The 18,521-nt window shown below is 67.9% G+C and carries 11 protein-coding genes; 4 read left to right on the top strand and 7 right to left on the bottom strand.

From position 1 onward, the window contains the following. Positions 1 to 47: 47 nt before the first annotated feature. The 3 genes from ACP15H_RS00665 to ACP15H_RS00655 all read right to left on the bottom strand — a co-directional run bounded on the left by ACP15H_RS00665 (position 48) and on the right by ACP15H_RS00655 (position 5,838). Positions 48 to 3,332, bottom strand: a complete 3,285-nt coding sequence (locus tag ACP15H_RS00665; RefSeq protein ID WP_425064301.1) for an autotransporter outer membrane beta-barrel domain-containing protein — start codon at positions 3,330 to 3,332, stop codon at positions 48 to 50. A 211-nt stretch (positions 3,333 to 3,543) separates the two neighbouring features. Next, on the bottom strand, positions 3,544 to 4,077 hold the full coding sequence (gene ppa, locus ACP15H_RS00660) for an inorganic diphosphatase (RefSeq protein WP_425064300.1): 534 nt from the start codon (positions 4,075 to 4,077) through the stop codon (positions 3,544 to 3,546). A 93-nt stretch (positions 4,078 to 4,170) separates the two neighbouring features. Then, complete coding sequence (locus tag ACP15H_RS00655; protein ID WP_425064299.1) at positions 4,171 to 5,838, bottom strand: MFS transporter; 1,668 nt, start codon at positions 5,836 to 5,838, stop codon at positions 4,171 to 4,173. 158 nt (positions 5,839 to 5,996) lie between these two features. Here ACP15H_RS00655 and ACP15H_RS00650 point away from each other — a divergent pair, with 158 nt between their 5' ends. Beyond that, positions 5,997 to 6,641 carry a response regulator transcription factor gene (locus ACP15H_RS00650; protein ID WP_425064298.1) on the top strand — a complete coding sequence of 215 codons (645 nt, stop codon included), beginning with the start codon at positions 5,997 to 5,999 and terminating at the stop codon, positions 6,639 to 6,641. Between the two features lie 142 nt (positions 6,642 to 6,783). Here ACP15H_RS00650 and ACP15H_RS00645 read toward each other — a convergent pair whose 3' ends face one another. Beyond that, positions 6,784 to 10,209: a NahK/ErcS family hybrid sensor histidine kinase/response regulator gene (locus ACP15H_RS00645; protein WP_425064297.1), complete on the bottom strand. Its 3,426-nt coding sequence runs from the start codon at positions 10,207 to 10,209 to the stop codon at positions 6,784 to 6,786. A 76-nt stretch (positions 10,210 to 10,285) separates the two neighbouring features. Here ACP15H_RS00645 and ettA point away from each other — a divergent pair, with 76 nt between their 5' ends. Together ettA and ACP15H_RS00635 are read left to right on the top strand one after the other, a co-directional pair. Continuing rightward, on the top strand, positions 10,286 to 11,959 hold the full coding sequence (gene ettA / locus ACP15H_RS00640; RefSeq protein WP_425064296.1) for an energy-dependent translational throttle protein EttA: 1,674 nt from the start codon (positions 10,286 to 10,288) through the stop codon (positions 11,957 to 11,959). 29 nt (positions 11,960 to 11,988) lie between these two features. Further along, complete coding sequence (locus ACP15H_RS00635; protein ID WP_425064295.1) at positions 11,989 to 12,444, top strand: hypothetical protein; 456 nt, start codon at positions 11,989 to 11,991, stop codon at positions 12,442 to 12,444. A gap of 554 nt (positions 12,445 to 12,998) precedes the next feature. Here ACP15H_RS00635 and ACP15H_RS00630 read toward each other — a convergent pair. Both ACP15H_RS00630 and ACP15H_RS00625 read right to left on the bottom strand, forming a co-directional pair. Further along, positions 12,999 to 14,651, bottom strand: a complete 1,653-nt coding sequence (locus tag ACP15H_RS00630) for a tetratricopeptide repeat protein (protein ID WP_425064294.1) — start codon at positions 14,649 to 14,651, stop codon at positions 12,999 to 13,001. A gap of 88 nt (positions 14,652 to 14,739) precedes the next feature. Next, a complete protein-coding gene (locus ACP15H_RS00625) occupies positions 14,740 to 16,611 on the bottom strand; it encodes a nitrilase-related carbon-nitrogen hydrolase (RefSeq protein ID WP_425064293.1) in 1,872 nt (623 codons plus the stop codon). Between the two features lie 78 nt (positions 16,612 to 16,689). On the opposite strand from ACP15H_RS00625, the gene ACP15H_RS00620 reads away from it, so the two are divergent. Continuing rightward, on the top strand, positions 16,690 to 17,790 hold the full coding sequence (locus tag ACP15H_RS00620; RefSeq protein ID WP_425064292.1) for an NAD(P)/FAD-dependent oxidoreductase: 1,101 nt from the start codon (positions 16,690 to 16,692) through the stop codon (positions 17,788 to 17,790). On the opposite strand, the gene ACP15H_RS00615 is transcribed toward ACP15H_RS00620, so the two are convergent. Continuing rightward, the gene (locus ACP15H_RS00615) at positions 17,787 to 18,500 is read right to left on the bottom strand and encodes a hypothetical protein (RefSeq protein WP_425064291.1); all 714 of its coding nucleotides are present in this window, start codon (positions 18,498 to 18,500) and stop codon (positions 17,787 to 17,789) included. The two genes, ACP15H_RS00620 and ACP15H_RS00615, sit on opposite strands and share 4 nt — an antisense overlap. Between the last annotated feature and the right edge of the window lie 21 nt (positions 18,501 to 18,521).

The following is an 18,521-nucleotide window of genomic DNA, read 5'->3' as shown; positions in this document are numbered from 1 at the left end:
CGGTGGATATAGGAAAGGCAGCGCAGACGGCAAGAGTGTCCGGCGCTCTACCAGGTCATGCGGAAGCCGGCGGTGAAGGCGTGGGCATTGTCCTGGCCGGAGACCTCGCCCTCGTAGCGGAGATAGATCGACGTGGCGTCGGCGACGGCCGTGGTGGCGGCCAGCCCCAGTACCACGCCGTCCCGCTGGGGCGCCACGCCGTAGGTCGTGAACGGCGCCACCGGCGCGCCGGCGAACGACGCCGTCACGGGCCGCGCCGTGTCGGCATATTCGTGGCTCCAGCCCAGCCGCGCCTTCAGGGCAAGGCGATCGCGCCAGCCCAGGTCCATCGACCCGCCGAGCTGGGCGCCCAGCACCGTGCGCAGCGAGTTCGTGGTCTGCTGCGCCACCGACAGGTTGAGCGAGCCCGCCCCCGTTTCGGTGAAGGCATTCTGGGTGCCGGTATAGGCCTGAAGCCGCACGAACGGCGTCACAAAGGCCTCGGCGAGGCCCCCGATGTCGAAGCGGTAGCCGGTCTCGACCTGACCATAGACCTGGTTGGCGCCCGTGAGACCGTAGGCCGTGCGCGGCGCCAGGCCGGGGATCGCGATGCTGCGCCACATCTGGTTGGCCGAGTAGGCGTAGCCCGCGACGCCATCGGCATAGAGCGGGCCGTCGCTGTAGTTGGCATAGAGGCCGACCTGGAAGCTGTTGGAGTTGCCGGCGCCGCTGAAGCCCCCGACCCACTGGTTGGCGTTCTGGTAGCCGACCGTTGCACCGATCCGCAGACCGGGCGCCACCAGCCGGTCGAGGCCGCCCGCGAAGCCGCTCACATTGTAGGTGAGCGCGCCGCTGTTGCTGCCCCCATTGCTGCCCCCATTGCTGATCGTGCCGATCCCACCCAGCGCGCCACCCCAGGCGCCCCACAGGGCGGGCGGGCCGCCGTCGCAGGCGACGTCGCAGGCCTCCGCCAGCGCAACGCGGCTCGAACCGCCCAGGCTGCCGCCCCCGCCCGCCTCGCCCGCGAAGTTGCTCAGGAACAGTTGGATGCCCTGCACCATCGAGCTGGAGAAGCCGGAATAATTCTGGCCGCTGATCGCGTTCATCGTCGCCTGACCCTGCTGGGCGGAGAGCGACGCAAGCGCGCCGACAACGGTGGCGTAGTCGCCGGTCGCGGTGGCGGCGGTCGCATCGAGCACGGCGCCGACCGCCGCCTGGTTCGGCGTGAGCGCGCCGCGCGCGAAGCCGCCGATCTGCAGGGTCAGATAGACGTTGTTGGCGTCATAGCTGAGGCTGGGCTGCAGGAAGGGCAGAAGACTGGAAACCGACGCATAGGCGCCGCTGACGCCGCCGGTCGCATTGAGCAACGTGTACTTCGTGCGCGCCGCATAGATGCCGGACTCCGGCGCGACCGACACGGTGCTACCCGCGCCGATCGTCGCCGTGCCGGTGACGTTCAGCCGATCGCCCTGACCCGAGGCATTGACCTCGGCCTGGTACACGCCGCCGGTCTGGCTGTAGTTGCCGGTGACGCTCATCGTGCCGATCGAGTTGCCGGGGGCCAGGAGGCCCGTGTTGATCAGGTCACCGCCGATCGTACCGGTGCCCGACAGCACACCGAGGTTGGTGACGTTGCCGGTGATCGTGCCGTTGTTGGCGAAAAAGCCCATATTGGCCACGCTACCGTCGACCGTCCCGGTATTGCCGAACACGCCCGAGCTGCCATTGATCACCGAGCCGGTCAGCGTGCCGGTGTTCACCGCGAGGCCGGCGTTGGCGAAGCTGCCGTTGAACGTGCCGTTGTTCGTGAAGCTGCCCGAATTGATCTGCCACTGAAGCGGCGTGTCGACCGTTCCGTTGTTGACGAAGCTGCCGCCGGCATTGACGGTGAGCAGGCCGTTGCCCGCGATCGTGCCGTTGTTGACGAAGCCGCCGCCATTGACCGTCACGTCGCCGAGGATCGAGCCGGTATTGGCGATGGTGAGCAGGCCGCCGTTCACCGTCGTACCGCCGGTATAGGAACTGGCGCCGCCCAAAGTGAGGTTGCCGCCGCCCAGGGTGAGGCCGCCGGGGCCCATGATCGAACCGTTCAGGAAGCCGGAGCCGTTCTGCTGCACCGTGAGGTTGCTCATCAGGAACGTCGGGAAATCCGTCTGGAACTGGTCCGGCAGGTTCAGCGTGCCCTGCAGCGCCAGCATCGGGATGATGAATCCGCTCGTGCCGGGGGCGCCGGAAGCCTGGTAGCCGACGAAGCCGTTGACCGGATCGTAGAGGTAATTGAGGTTCTCGAAGAAGGTACGGCCGAGATTGGTGAATCCCGAGTTGCCCTCGGTGACCTGCACACCGAAGGGCGCGACGCTGGGTTGAGGGTCGTGCCCTTCGGCGATCGACACGAAACTATAGGCTGGCTGGGTCTGGCCGGGCAGAAAGACCTGCACCGTCGCGCCGGCTGCCAGGCAGTTCTGCTGGTTGCCCGGGCTATCGCTGCAATGGCTCGTGCCGACGGGCACGCTGCCGCCGCCCGGCGCCGTGACGATCATGTAGGAGATGCCACTGTCGGGCAGCTGGTTCATCGATCCGAGATCGTAGGTGGCGCCGCCGGTCGTGATGGAGACGGACCCGTTCTGCGAGGTCCATTGCACCGGGTGTTGCACCCCGCCAACGCTGTACCAGGACTGCAAGCCGCCGGTCGCCAGCTGCTGGAGGGCGAAGCCGCTGGTGTTCTGGTTGGTGAGGCCCAGCGTGACGCCGGGATTGGGCCCGGTCATGTTGATCATGTAACCGGGCTGCATGGTGCTCACGCCGGGACCGCTCACCAGCGACAGGAACGTGTTCATGTTCCACAAACTGTTGGCCGGCGTGTTCAGCGCATTCGGGTTCGTCCCGACCATGATGCCGCCGCGATTGAAGCCGACGCCGAGCTGGTGAAAATAGCCAGTCTCGGAGGCCAGGATCGGCACGCGCGCGGTCACGGACTGGCCGTTCTGGCCGTTGATCTGCACGTTCGTGAGGTAGAGCGGGCCCGTCGGATTATTGCCGCTGGTGGTGTAGGTTATGCTTGCATAGGGCGAGAGCAGCACGTCCGTACTGGGGTTGAACGTGTAGAACGAGCTGGTCGCCACGAGCCCGAGCGAGCCGGTATCCAGGATGAACGGATTGGTCCCGCCCCCATTGAGCGTCAGTGAGACGAACGACTGCTGAGGCCCGCCGGCGGGATAGGGCTCGAAGGTGAGCGGCACGAAGAACGATCCGCCGTTCCCGTACATGTTCCAGGATTGGGCCGCAGCCGGCCCGTGGAACAGCATGCAAGCCAAGGCGGCGAGCGTTGCCCGCCAGACACTGTGACGGTTCAAGCCCCTACTCCCTCAACTCCCACCGATGACGCCGCTCCGTACGCAATTCTGAACCAAGCCCGCCGAGAGCTCAAAAACAAACCGTCAGATCCGGCACGTTCACCGGCGAGAGCGGGAGACCAGAGCGCGAAGCCCCGTCGATCGCGAGGCTGGCCCCGGTCATGCAGCCCGGCCCAGGGGGGCGCCCCCCCCCCCCCCGCTGAAGCTCGCCTCAGCGCTTCTGCTTGGCGCGTTCGATCGCTTCCGTGATGAGCTGTCGCGCCTCGTCCACGTCGCCCCAGCCCAGCAGCTTCACCCATTTGCCGGGCTCGAGGTCCTTGTAGTGGATGAAGAAATGCTCGATCTGCTGACGCGTGATCTCCGGCAGGTCACCGACGGTCTTCACATGCACATAGCGCTGGGTCAGCTTGGGCGAGGGCACGGCGATGATCTTCTCGTCGCCGCCGCCATCGTCCTCCATGCGCAGCACGCCGATCGGGCGCACGTTGATCACCGCACCGGGAATGATCGGACGGGTGTTGGCGACCAGCACGTCGATCGGGTCGCCGTCGTCCGACAGCGTGTGCGGTACGAACCCGTAGTTTCCGGGGTAGCGCATCGGCGTGTACAGGAAGCGGTCGACCACGAGGGCGCCGGCTTCCTTGTCCATTTCATACTTGATGGGTTCGCCGCCGATCGGCACTTCGATGATGGCGTTCACGTCTTCGGGCGGCCGGTGGCCGATGGCAATGGCTTCGAGTTTCATGGCGCGATACTTAGCCGGAGCCACGCCAAACCTCAAAAAAGAAACCGGCGGCCCTTGGGGGCCGCCGGTTCCTTTTTTGTCGCAGAGGACGTGTCAGTCGTCGGCGTAGATGTCGCGATCCTTGGTTTCCGGCATCAGGAACAGGCCGACCACGAGGGTCATGCCCGCGATCACGATCGGATACCACAGACCGGAGTAGATGTTGCCGGTCGCCGCCACGATGGCGAAGGCGGTCGGCGGCAGGAAGCCGCCGAACCAGCCGTTGCCGATATGGTACGGCAGCGACATGCCGGAGTAGCGGATGCGGGTCGGGAACAGCTCGACCAGCAGCGCCGCGATCGGGCCGTAGACCATCGTCACGTAGATGACGAGGATCGTCAGGATGACGATGACCATCGTCATGTTGATCTGCTTCGGGTCCGCGGCGGCGGGATAGCCGGCGGCGCGGATCCCCGCGGTCGCCTCGGCATTGAACGCGCGCTCCTTGGCCGCGCCATCGGCCCCCGCCTTCGCCTTGTCGAAGGAGGTGATGATCTTGTCGCCGATCTTGATCTGCGCCGGCGTGCCGGCCGGAGCGGTCTGGTTGCCGTAGTTCACCGAGTTGCGGGCGAGGAACGACTTGGCGATGTCGCACGAGCTGGTGAACGACGCCGTTCCCGTCGGATTGAACTGGAACGAGCATTCGGCCGGATCGGCGATCACCACGACCGGGGACTTCTCGATCGCCGCGTTGAGCGCCGGGTTCACCGCATTGGTGAGCGCGTGGAACAGCGGGAAGTAGGTGACCATGGCGAGCGCGCAGCCCGCCAGGATGATCGGCTTGCGACCGATCTTGTCCGACAGCCAGCCGAAGAAGACGAAGAACGGCGTGCCGATGAGGAGCGCCACCGCGATCACGATGTTCGACGTCGTGGGATCGAGCTTCAGCGTCTGGGTGAGGAAGAACAGGGCGTAGAACTGGCCGGTGTACCAGACGGCCGCCTGGCCGGCGGTGCCGCCGAACAGGGCGATGAGGGCGATCTTGGCGTTCTTCCAGACGCCGAAGGCCTCGCGCAGCGGCGTCTTCGACCCCTTGCCCTCGGCCTTCATGCGCTTGAAGGCGGGCGACTCCTCGAGCTGCAGACGGATCCAGATGGAAACGCCCAGCAGGATGATCGACAGCAGGAACGGAACGCGCCAGCCCCAGTCGGCGAACTGCTCCGGCGTGAGCGCGAGGCGCAGCGCCACGACGACGAGCAGCGACAGGAAGAGGCCGACGGTCGCCGTCGTCTGGATCCACGAGGTGTAGAAGCCGCGGCGATCGTGCGGCGCGTGCTCGGCCACGTAGGTCGCCGCGCCGCCATACTCGCCGCCCAGCGCCAGGCCCTGAAGCAGACGGCAGGCGATGAACAGGATCGGGGCGGCAATGCCGATCGAGGCATAGCTGGGAAGAACGCCGACCACGAAGGTGGCGATACCCATCAGGGTCATCGTCACGAGGAACGTGTACTTGCGGCCGATCAGGTCGCCCAGGCTGCCGAAGAACAGCGCGCCGAACGGACGGACCGCGAAGCCCGCCGCAAAGCCCAGCAGCGTGAAGATGAAGCCGGCCGTCGGATTCACACCGGAGAAGAAGTTGGCGCTGATGTTGATGGCGAGCGCGCCGGCGAGATAGAAGTCGTACCATTCGAAGACGGTGCCGACCGAGGAGGCCACGATGACCTTCCTCTCTTCGCGCGTCATCGGACGACCGCGATCGCTTACCGAGCCTGTAACGGCCATGTGCGTTTCTCCCCTGGACATTATGCGGGTGCCCTGACGGACCCCTTCTTGATTCTTGTGTAAATGGCACGTGCTGTGTGCTGCAATTCGACCAAGGTCCAAAGGTGCGTAGAGTGCGTCGCAGCATTTTCTACCGTGCCGCAACAAAGATTGATTCAATGTCCGGGGAAACGCTCTCCTTCCTGATCGCCGACGATCACCCGATGGTGCGGGATGCGCTGGCCTCGGCCCTGGCGCAGTCGTTCTCTGGCGCACGGTTCGAGAGGGCGGCCACGCTCGACGAGGCAAAGGCGGTGCTGGACCGCGAACCGGAGACCGATGCCGTCCTGCTCGATCTCGACATGCCGGGCATGGACGGCCTCACCGGTCTTGCCCGCCTGCGCGCCGAGCACCCGACCGTGCCGATCGTCGTGGTGTCGGCCGCGCGCGAGGCGGCCGTCATTCGCCGCGCCTACGAGTTCGGCGCCTCGGCCTATATCGACAAGTCCGCGCCGCTCGAGGAGATCGCCGCCATCGTGCGCGCCGTGCTCGACGGCGAGATCTTCTCGCCGCCCGACGCGGTGCCCGGCGACACCTTCGCCCAGCGCGCCGCGCAGCTCACGCCGCAGCAGTGGCGCGTGCTGGCGCTGATGGTCCAGGGCGACCAGAACAAGCAGATCGCCCACAAGCTCGGGGTCGGCGAAGCCACCGTGAAGGCACATGTGACGGTGATCCTGCGCAAGCTCGGCGTTCGATCGCGAACGCAAGCCGTCATCGAATCGCGCGGCCTGGCGCTGCCGCCTTCGGAAACGATCAGGACCTGACGCGACGACGCACCGGCGCGCGATCGCTGCCAGTGTCATCCCGAGCGTAGCGAGGGACCTTTACTTCTTCAGCGCAAAGGTCCCTCGCTACGCTCGGGATGACAATTTTGGTGAGGTCGGCAGAGTGCGCCTAGGCTGATGGCTACGCCGTCAACCGCCCGGCGGCCGAACTCCTCAACCGAAGCAGCGCGCGCAGGGAGGCGGGCTTCACCGGCTTGTGCAGCAGCTCGACCTGCTGCGCCCTCGCCCGCAGACGCAAGGTCGGGTCGCGATCGGCGGTCACCAGGGCCGCGGGAACGGCGCGGCCCCACGACTCGCGCAGCGCGACCACCGCGTCGAGCCCGTCGGCGCCTTCGTCCAAATGCAGGTCGGCCAGTACCAGGTCGGGCAGGCGGCCGGCCCGCGCCACCGCGTCGAGCGCCTCGGCCGGCGACGCCGCGGTCGCGACCTTGCAGCCCCAGCCGCCGAGCAGCGCCGCCATCGCCTCGCGCACCCGCGCCTCATTGTCGAGACAAAGCACGAAGCTCTGGGCCTCGATCGACGGCATCGGCTGCGGCGCCGGCGCGGCACTCGGCACCGTCGCCACCGCGGCCGCCCTCGGCACGGTGATCGAGAAAGTCGAGCCGCGGCCCGGCGCCGAGGCCAGCCCCACGGGAAGATCGAGCATGCGCGCGATGCGGTCGACGATGGCGAGGCCGAGGCCCAGCCCCCGCTCCTCGCGCGGCCCCTCGTCCTCGGGCTGCAGCCGCACGAACTCGTCGAAGATCACGGCCTGCTTGTCGGGTGCGATGCCCGGCCCGTTGTCGCGCACCTCGATGCGCAACGAGCCACCCACGCGGCGGCAACCCAGCAGCACCCGCGCCGGCCGGCCCTCGCTCCGACCATAGCGCAGCGCGTTCGACAGAAGGTTCTGCAGGATGCGGCGCAGGAAGGCCGGGTCGGTGTCGACGAAGGCCCCCGTCGGCACGATCGCCAGCTCGACGCCATGCCGGGCGGCCGTCGGCGCGAAGGCGGTCGCGAGCGATTCGAACAGCGGCTGCAGCGCGAACGGCCGCTTCTCGGGCTTGAAGGCGCCGGCATCGAGCTTGGAAATATCGAGCAGCGCGTCGAGCAGCGATTCGACGGCGCCCAGGCTCGCATCGATCTTGCCACCGAGATCGTTGCGCGGATCGCGGTCGATCATCGCCGCCGTGAACAGGCGCGCGGCATGCAGCGGCTGCAGCAGGTCGTGGCTGGCCGCCGCGATGAAACGCGTCTTGCCGAGATTGGCCGCCTCCGCTTCGGCGCGGCTGGCTTCGAGCTCGGCCGTGCGCTCGGCCACGCGCTGCTCCAGCGTCTCGGCGGCGCGGCGGAGCTGCCCGTCGCTGTCGCGCAGCGCCTCGGCGGTGCGCACGCGGGCCGTCACGTCGTTGCAGGTGGCAACGAACCCGTCCTCGGGGAGCGGATCGAGGCGCAGTTCGATCACGCGGCCGTCGCGCGTGGCGATCTCGTGCGTCTGCGGCGATTCGGGCCGGCGCAGCAGATCGACGACATCCGGGGTGGCGCCGAACTCGCGCGGCGCCGCGCCGACCGCCACGGCGTCATCGTCGAGCGCCAGCAGCGCGGTGAAGCGGTCGTTGAAGATCTCCAGCCGGCCCTCGCGATCGAAGGCGGCGATGCCCATGCCGACATGGTCGAGCGTGTTGCGCAGGATCTCGTAATTGTAGCGGATCGCCTCGGACGCCTCGTCGATGATGGCGCGCGCGCTGCGCGTCAGCAGCCGGCCGCGCCGGACCGAGGCCGCCACGATGACGCGCGCCGAGGCGGCGCCCAGCGTGCCCGACAGCGTGCGCTCGGTGCGCGCCAGCGCCGTTTCCATCGACAGCTCGCCCGACAGGAGGCGCGCCGCGCGCTCGACGCCGACGAAACGCGCCAGCAGCTGGCGCAGCTCCTCGATGCGGGCGGCGTCGGCGGGCGTCCGCCGCGACGGCGGCGCCGGCTCGGCACCCAGCACGAACGCATCCGCCTGCTCGCGGTCGCGGCCCACCGGCCGCACCAGCAGGGAGACTCCGACCAGCAGCACCGTGTTGACCGTGAGGCAGGCCAGGAAGCCCTGCAGCACCGGATCGAGGCTGGCGAGCGACTCCGGCAGCCAGGTCATGAACGGGGCAGCCGGCACGTCGTCGGCCCCCAGCCCCTGCCGCAGGGTTGGCAGCAGCAGCGCGTAGAGCCAGACGACGAAGCCGCCGATCAGGCCGGCCACGACGCCGAAGCGGTGGGCGCGCTGCCAGTACAGGCCGAGCACGAGGCCGGGCGCGAAGTTGGCGACGGCGCAGAAGGAGATCAGGCCGATCGAGGCGAGCGGCAGGTAGCCCGAGATGATGCGCTCGTAGGCGTAGCCCGCCATCAGGATCAGCACCACGGCGGCGCGGCGCACCAGCACCACCAGCGGGCCCATGTCGCGCACGACGCCGGCCTGCCGCCGGAGCAGGTAGGGCATCAGCAGCTCGTTGCCGATCATGCCCGACAGCGCCATGCAGGCCACGATCACCATCGAGGTCGCGGCGGAGAGACCGCCGATGAAGACGAAGGCCGACAGCCAGCTCTCGCCGCCGATCAGCGGCAGCTGCAGCACGTAGAGATCGGGACTGACGTTCGGCCCCAGCAGCAGCAGGCCCGCCGCAGCGATCGGAATCACGAACAGGTTGATCAGCACGAGATAGACCGGAAACAGCCAGCGCGCCGTCCGCAGGCTGGCGGGATGGTCGTGCTCGACGACGGCGACGTGGAACTGGCGCGGCAGGCAGAGGAAGGCCATGCCTGACAGAAGCGACATCACCACCCAGGTGAGCGGCGAGGCCTCGCGCGTCAGCCGCTCGGCCACGGCCGGCGCCTCGGCCAGGCGCCCCACCATGTCGGCCGGCCCGTCGAACAGGAACCACACGACGAAGGGACCGACCGCCAGCAGCGCCAGCAGCTTGACCACCGATTCGAAGGCGATGGCCAGCATCATCCCGCGATGCTGCTCGGAGGCCTGCACGTTGCGCACCCCGAACAGGATGGTGAACAGCGCCATCAGCGCCGCCACGATCAGCGAGGTGTCGGCATGAACGACGCCGGGCGCCCCCCCGACCCACGGCGAGGGTGCTGCAATGGTGCGGAACGACGAGGACACGGCCTGGAGCTGCAGCGCGATGTAGGGCAGCACGCCCACCGTCGCGAAAAGGGTCGCGGTGACGCCGACGGCGCGGCTCTTGCCGTAGCGCGAGGCCAGGAACTCGGCGATCGAAGTGACGTTGTGCTGCTTGGCCAGCCGCACCATCTTGGCGACGATCGGATAGCCCAGGGTCACGACCAGGACCGGCCCGGTATAGATCAGGATGAAGTCGATGCCCGAGGTCGCCGCCCGCCCGACCGCGCCGTAGAAGGTCCAGGAGGTGCAGTAGATCGCCAGCGACAGGCCGTAGACCACTGGCGCCACCGAATTCCGCGACCAGTCACGCGCATGCCGGTCGCCGAACCAGGCGACGGCAAAGAGCAGCCCCAGATAGGCCAGCGACAGGGCCAGGACAGCCGGTTCGACCAGCATGCGTGCGCGTTTCTCCCCGCCGTCATTGAACCGTCTGGGCGGGGCCGCTACAAGCTCCGCACATCAAGGAATCAGCATGGCATCCTACCAGTACATCTACGTGATGAAGGGTCTGAACAAGACCTTTCCCGGCGGCAAGCAGGTCCTGAAGGACATCTGGCTGTCGTTCCTGCCCGGCGCCAAGATCGGCGTGCTCGGCCTCAACGGCTCAGGCAAGTCGACCCTGCTCAAGATCATGGCCGGCCGCGACGACAACTATACCGGCGAGGCCTGGGCGGCCGAGGGTGTGAAGGTCGGCCTGCTCGAGCAGGAGCCGGGCCTCGATCCCAACAAGGATGTGCTGGGCAACGTCATGGACGGCGCCGGCGAGATGGCCAAGATGCTGGCGCGCTTCGAGGAGGTGTCCAACGCCTTCTCCGACCCCGACGCCGACATGGACAAGCTGATCGCCGAGCAGGGCGAGTTGCAGGAGAAGATCGACGCCGGCAATGGCTGGGACCTCGGCCGCACCGTCGAGATCGCCATGGACGCGCTGCGCTGCCCGCCCTCCGACGCCGACGTGACCAAGCTCTCGGGCGGCGAGAAGCGCCGCGTGGCGCTGTGCCGCCTGCTGCTCTCCAAGCCCGACATGCTGCTGCTCGACGAGCCGACCAACCATCTCGACGCCGAGTCGGTGGCCTGGCTGGAACGCCATCTCGCGGAGTTCCCCGGCACCGTCGTGGCCGTCACCCACGATCGCTACTTCCTCGACAACGTCGCCGGCTGGATCCTCGAACTCGACCGCGGCGCCGGCATCCCGTGGGAAGGCAACTACTCCTCCTGGCTGAAGCAGAAGGACAAGCGCCTCGAGCTGGAAGAGAAGACCGCCGACGCCCGCCGCCGCACCATGCAGCGCGAGCTCGAATGGATGGGCACCAGCCCGTCGGCCCGCCGCTCCAAGAGCAAGGCGCGTATCGCGGCCTACGAGCAGATGGTGGCGGAGGACAGCCAGCAGACGCTCGACCGGGCGCAGATCGTCATCCCGGCCGGCCCCCGCCTGGGCGACCATGTCATCCGCGCCGAGGGCATCTCCAAGGGCTTCGGCGACCGGCTGCTGATCGACAACCTCACCTTCAACCTGCCGCCGGGCGGCATTGTCGGCGTCATCGGCCCCAACGGCGCGGGCAAGACCACGCTGTTCAAGATGATCACCGGCCTCGACAAGCCCGACACCGGCACCTTCTCGGTCGGCCCGACGGTGAAGCTGGGCTATGTCGACCAGAGCCGCGAGACGCTCGATCCCAACAAGAGCGTTTGGGAGGAGCTTTCGGGCGGCCTCGACATCATCAAGCTCGGCACCAAGGAAGTGTCCAGCCGCGCCTATTGCGGCTCGTTCAACTTCAAGGGCGCCGACCAGCAGAAGAAGGTCGGCCAGCTCTCGGGCGGCGAACGCAACCGCGTGAACCTGGCCAAGATGCTGAAGAGCGGCGCCAACGTCCTGCTGCTCGACGAGCCGACCAACGATCTCGACGTCGACACGCTGCGCGCGCTCGAAGAGGCGCTGGTCGAGTTCGCCGGCTGCGCCGTCGTGATCTCGCATGATCGCTGGTTCCTCGACCGCACCGCCACCCACATGCTGGCCTTCGAGGGCGACAGCCATGTCGAGTGGTTCGAGGGCAACTACCAGGATTACGAGCTCGACCGGCACCGGCGCCTCGGCACCGACGCCGACCAGCCGCACCGCATCAAGTACAAGCCGCTGGTCCGCTAGGCCGGCGGGCGCAGGAACGGCGGCACGGCATGAACCCGCTCAACGAAGTCCAGTGGGGACACGACTGGGCGTGGGGCGTGCCGCTGATCGCGCTCACCTGCGTCATCCACATCCTCTGCCTGGCGGTCTTCACCGCCCGGGTCGACAAGGTGCTCGACACGATGCGGGACCGCGGCCGCCACGTTACCCTCACCTTCTCCCTGGTGATGGCGCTGGCGGTGACGCTGGTGACGACCCTGCACATCCTCGAAGGCGGCATCTGGGCGCTGGCCTTCCGCTACCTCGGCGCCATCCCCGACAACCGCTCGGCCATGCTCTACTCGCTGGGCGCGCTGACCACCTACGGCGACACCACCATCCACCTCGCCCACCAGTGGAAGATGCTGGGCGGGCTGGAAGCCGTGAACGGCATGCTGCTGTTCGGCCTGACGACGGCGTTCCTCTTCGCGATGATCCAGAGGGTGCTGCCGCCGGCGAAGCGGTGACGGGCCGTCGAAAACAGCGGGGTCCTGGCGAATAAACGAAACAAACGAAATAACCGAAATAAATGAAACGAATGTCGCACCCCCTGAAATCCCAGGTCTGGGCGACCGTCGGCGCAACAATATTGCTCTCCGGGGTTCTGAAAAGCCTACTTCGACCGCCTGCTCGCGTCTTTCCACATTAAGTTCACCCACACACCATCCTCATCCTGAGAGTCTGGCCGGAAATGAATGCAGCTAAAACGCGAGGCTTTGAATAGCCCCAATAGCCTCACCCTGAGGAGCATCGCGTAGCGATGCGTCTCGAAGGGTGGGAACGCGCACCTTGCCTGTTGCCCATGCTTCGAGACGCGTCCCGATGGGACGCTCCTCAGCATGAGGTAAGTGCTTGAATCGATTCAATTCATTTCCGGCCAGCCTCTGAGGAGCACGCCCAAGGCGTGCGTCTCGAAGGATGGGCAATAAACGTGGTGCTCGTGCCCATGCTTCGAGACGGCCCTTCGGGCCTCCTCAGCATGAGGATTGGTGGTGGCGATTCAATCTTGATCGGAAAGACTCTAGGCGGCTTCGCGTCGGCACAGGCACGACGCCCGCACCGGGAATTCCGTCCGCGCAGACGCCAGATCCAGCCGCGCCTTGATCAACGGCGCCTCGACCGTTTCACCTCGCCGCGTCAGGCATTCGTGGAGGCCGTGCAGACTCCAGACGTTTTCGGGATGCCAGCAGGCGCGGTTGGTCTTGCCGTCGAAGCCCAGGTCGGCGCGATAGACGGCTTCCGCCTCGGCGAGATGGCCCTGTTCCAGCAGGAGCGCGCCCAGCGCATGGCGGGTCGGCTGCATCCAGCCCCAGGGCTCGTCGTAGGGCAGCGAATCGTCGAGTTCGACGGCGCGGCGCAGATGGGCGAAGGCGAGGTCGAAGTTGCCGCGGCGATATTCCAGCTCGCCGGTCAGCATCTCCTCGGCGATGGCCAGCAGGTCGACCATGGTGTTGTTGTGCAGCCGCCGGCTCTCGGGCACGCGCACCCTGGCGGCGCGGAAGGCGGCGCGCGCCTGCTCGGCCAGCTCGATCTCGCCCAGCACCGAATGCGCCACGCCCTTGGCGTAGAGCGTCATCGCCGTGGTCGAGCAGTAGAGGTCGGGATCCTTCGGCAGATCCTGCGCGATGATCTCGCGCCACTTGCCGAAGCGCACCAGCACGTGCTGCTTCATCGAGAGATAACCCTCGACGAAGTCGGCCATCGGCGGCGATTGAATGCGCAGCAGCTCTTCCGGCGTGGTGTCGATCAGCTCCTGCGCCGCCGTGATGGCGGGCGTGTACTGGCCGAGGAACATGGCGCCGTAGACGATGAAGTGATGGTCGTGGCTGCGATACATCGAATAGACGTTCAGCGCTCCCTCGCGCGCGAGGTACTTGCGGTCGACCACGACGGCCTTCTGGTTGTAGACGACGACGTCGCGATAGTTGCCGCACAGCACGTCGATGTGGGTCGGCATGTGCACGAGGTGGCCGGAGTCCGGCACGAGGTCGCGCAGCCGGTCGCCGGCGCGCAGTGCGCGCTGCGGGAACGGCGACATCTCCATCAGATGGACGTAGAGGTGCAGCAGGCCGGGATGGTCCCAGCTCGCGGGGATGTCGCGGAAGGCACTCTCCAGCACCTCGACCGCCTCCTCGGTACCGGCGCCCGGCGTCGGCTGGCCGGTCTTGAGGTCCCACATCTGCCAGGGCGTCTCGTTCATGATCGCCTCGGCGAACACCGAGCGCAGGTCGAGATCGTGCGGATGGGCATGGAACAGCTTGCGCATCTCGACCGTGAAGGCCTTGTCCCACGTCGTCTGGTCCTCGATCGCCTCGCGCTGCGGGTAGCGTGCCGGCAGCGTACGAATCAGCGCCTGCTCGACCGGCGAGGCGTTGGGCGCGGCGGCCAGCGCGCGCTGCATGGCGTCATAAGAGGCTTCGAGCGCGCGCTTCTTGCCGGCCGGATCGTAGCGGTGCCAGGGGAGATTGTAGTTCGGCCCGGCGGCGTAGGAGATGCCCCAATGGGCCATGGCGCAGCCGGGATCGGTCTCGAGCGCCTTCTCGAAACACTTGATCGCCTCGGCGTGGTTGAAGCCGTAGAGCCAGTTCAGTCCGCGATCGAACCAGAGCTGCGTCTGAGGCGACGAGGTGGTGACGGTGCGCTTGTAGGCGCCGAGATCGTAATAGTCGTCCATGGTTCATGCCCCCGCTGCAATCCGGAGGCATGGTGCCGTCGGGACCGGCCGGGCGGCAAGCCCGGCCGTTCTCCCTGCGGTGGAGCGCTCAGCGGCAGGGCGGTGCGCCGGTCCCCTGGCTCCGCCACTGCTTCAGGCACTCGCTGTCGTCCTTCATCACCAGCGGCACGAACAGCAGGGATTGCTGCCCGGCGATGAGCTGCTGCTGGTTGATCCAGGTGCCCGGTGCCGGCACGCGCGTGCGGTAGCGCACGACGCTCTCGCCGGCCGCCGCCGTCAGCGTCGGCGTATCGACGACCGGTTCGGGCCCATAGATGGCGGCAGCCGTCGCATTGCCGACCCTGCGGCCACCGCTGACCAGCCAGAGCTGGTTCTGCTTGGCCGAGGCGTAGGGGAAGAAATCCGCGCGGCCGGTCGGCGGATCGTTGACCGCGAAGAGCTTGGCATCGATCTGCACCTTGAGCGGCTCCGGCCGTCCCGCCGGCGCGGCCAGGATGTCGGCCCGCAGGGCGCCGTAGAGGCCGCCGAGTTCCGGCACGCGCAGCTCCTCGGCCGCCGCGAGTCCGATGCGGCCGAGCGGCGTGTCGATCACGACCGGCTCTTCACCGGCGCTCGCCCAGGCGGCGGTCGCGGCGGACAGATGCGTGGCGCGATAGCGGCCGAGCACCGTTCCCGTGGGCCCGGCCAGCACGACCGTGTGATAGACCCGGTCGCCGTCGCGCTCGGGATAGGAGCCGACCACGAAGCCGCTGCCGGCCTTGGCCGCCGCCGACAGGGCCTGCTCGAAAGCACCCTCTCGCACTTCGGCCTTCGCCTTGATGTCGGCCGCGGACAAACCCGACGGCAGCGCCGAGAGTTCCGGCAGGACCAGCAGCTCTCCCGGTTCGGGACGCGCCGAGGCGAGCAGCGAGGGTCCCTCGGGCCATTGCGCGGCCGACAGCGCGACGGAGCGGACCGACGTCGTGGCGTTGCCGTCCGTGGGGCTGCGATGCAGCGCCAGCAGCGGCACGTAGAGGTCGGAACGGCGGCGCGCGAGCTGTGCGGTCCGCTCGGCATCGGCTTCGGCCGGGACGATGCTGGTCGCAAAGACGCCCGCGAGGCCGGGCGCCAGGGTCTCGGGCGGCACCACCGGCGCCTGCACCAGCTTCTCGCCCTTCGGCGACCAGATGCTCGAACCGCCATTGTAGTAGAGCTTGCCGCCGGTGATCGGGTTGGTCTCGATACCGCTGCGCGTGGCACCGACCACCCACACGCCGTTCTGGGCGCTGAGGTACTGGACGTTGGAGACGGTCGAGTGGTTGCCGGTCGCCTCGGCGGGCGGCGTGCCCGGCATCACGCGATCCGATACCGAATGCCAGGCGATGATCTGGGCACCGCGCAGTGCGGCAAGGCGACCATATTGCCAGTAGGTGTCGTCGTAGCAGATCAGCAGCGCGATGCGGCCGATCGGCGTCTCGAACACCTCGACACCGGTCGTGCCCGGCGCGAAGACCTTCTGGTCCTGCGGGTTCAGCCCGTTCTTGCGGTACTTGCCTATGATGCCGTTGGGCCCCAGCAGCACGGCGGTGTTGTAGGCGAGACCGGTCGCGGCATCGCGCTCGGCGATGCCCACGCTCATGTACATGCCGGTGCGCTGGAGAACGGGCAGCAGCGCGGCGGTCGTCTTGCCGGGAATGGTATCGAGGAAGGGCGCGAGCTGCTTGGACCCGCTGAACAGATAACCGCTGACCGCAGTCTCGGGGAACACCGCGTAATTCACGTCCTGCCGCGCCACCTGCTCGGCCGCCTGGACGAGCCGCGCGACGTTGCCGTCGAGATCGCCCCAGGCCGGCACGAAATCGACCGCCGCCACCTTGATCGGCTTCTGCCCGACCGGCGCCTGCGCCGAAACACTGGCCGCGAGCGACAGACAGCCGGCGATACCCGCCAAGACGGCGAGTCCCCACGATTTCCAATTCATGTACGCTTCCTCCCGAATTTCTCCGCAACATATTGCACCAGAGACGCAGCCTCCAGTGCGGCCGTGGGTTGATCGGACATGAGCAGCGAGAAGCGGATCGTCGTCTGCGGCGGCGGCGCCATCGGCGCGGCCATCGCCTATTTCCTGAGCCGCCGCGGCGCGCGGCCGGTCGTGGTCGAACGCCACGAGGTCGGGGGCGCGGCCTCGGGCAAGTCAGGCGGCTTCCTGGCGCTCGACTGGTGCCGCGGCACGGCCACCGACCGGCTGGCACGGCGCAGCTTCGCCCTGCATGCGAGCCTCGCGGAGGAGCTGGGCAATCCCTGGGGCTACAGAAGGCTCACGACCTTTGCCGGACACGCCGCCGAGGGCCGGCGCGCGCAAGGGCATGCCGGGCGGCCGTGGCTGTCGCCTGACGTGACGCTGACGGGCCAGATCGGCTCGCCGCAGACCACGGCCCTGGTCGAGCCGCGCGCCTTCACCACCGGGTTGATGCGCGCCGCGCAAGCGAATGGGGCGGAGCTGCGCCACGGGACCGTCACGGGATTGATGAAGAGCGCGTCCGGCGCGATCGGTGGCGTCACGCTCGCAAGCGGCGAGACCGTCGAAGCCGACGGCGTGGTGATCGCGATGGGGCCGTGGTCGATCCTGGCCTCGCGCTGGCTGCCGCTGCCCGCCGTGTACGGCTTCAAGGGCCACAGTCTCGTCTTCCGCACCGGCGATGCGGTGCCGGCCGAAGCCCTGTTCCTCGAATACGAGGAGGCGAGCGGCGAGGCGCTGACGCCGGAGATCTTCGCGCGGGCCGACGGCACGGTGTGGGCCTGCGCGATCTCGAGCACCGCCTCGCTGCCGGTCGATCCGGCCGACATCACAGGCGACGCCGGCGCGCATGAACGGCTGGAAGCGCTGTGTCGCGCCGTGTCACCTGCGCTCGCCGCCGCGCCCATCGTCGCGCGCCAGGCCTGCTTCCGCCCCGTCACCGAGGACGGCTTGCCACTGATCGGCGCCGTGCCCGGTGTCGCCAATGCCTGGGTCGCGACCGGTCACAGCGTCTGGGGCATGCTCAACGCGCCCGCGACCGGCGAGGCGATGGCCGAGCTGATCCTCGACGGTGCGACGAGCCATGTCCCGCTGAGGCACTTCGATCCCCGGCGTCTCAAGGCTTTCGCGGGACGGCGCTAGCCCTCCGGCTTGCTCGTCCAGCGCGGCGGCAGGAGCCTCGTGTTGAGGAGGAACGGCACGCTGTTGTGGCTCAGGCGAATCGTGCCGATGAACGGCAGGTCGTAGGAGGCGTGAAAGTAGATCTGCGAGCGCTGCACCACGCCGTAATCCTCGTTGAGCGGCGGCAAGCCGAACAGGGCACGGAACGGACATTTGAACGTCGCAGACTCGCCGGGCTTCAACTCGCCGGTCGAACCCGCCGGAAAGCGCACGTCGGTCGCCTCGATGAGGGTCGGTTCGCGGCCCGAGGCGCGCACATAGTCGAGAACGCAGGCAAACTTCAGGCCCTTCATCGCAAACCAGGGACTGGGATTCTCCGCCGTGAAGGTCGCGTCGAAGGGCGAGCCGGCCTTCTGCTCCTCCGACGCATAGCTCGGCACCGGCCGGATCGCCCAGGCACCGATCCCGATGCCAGCGATCACCACCATCACCGCCAGAAAGACGATGAGGCTCTGCAGCGACTGCGCGCCGCTGTGCGCCATCATGCGCAGTTCCTGCTGGAGCGTCGTGGTCGGCGGCGGCAGCGGCCGCGGCGCGGGAATCCTGGGGGCGGGCTTGCGCGCCCGTGGCTTGGTGCCGGGAGCGGGTGGCCTGGCGCCGGAAGAAGGCGGCTTCGCGCCTGAAGAAGCGCTCTTCCGGGACTTGCTCGGGGTCTTCTTCTTCTGCGCCATCGTCCGAAGACCTAGCGCGTC

This window comes from Reyranella sp. (assembly GCF_965249915.1).
Lineage (GTDB): Bacteria > Pseudomonadota > Alphaproteobacteria > Reyranellales > Reyranellaceae > Reyranella.
Note: the sequence above shows the minus strand (reverse complement) of the source record. Positions and strands in the feature narration are given on the sequence as shown.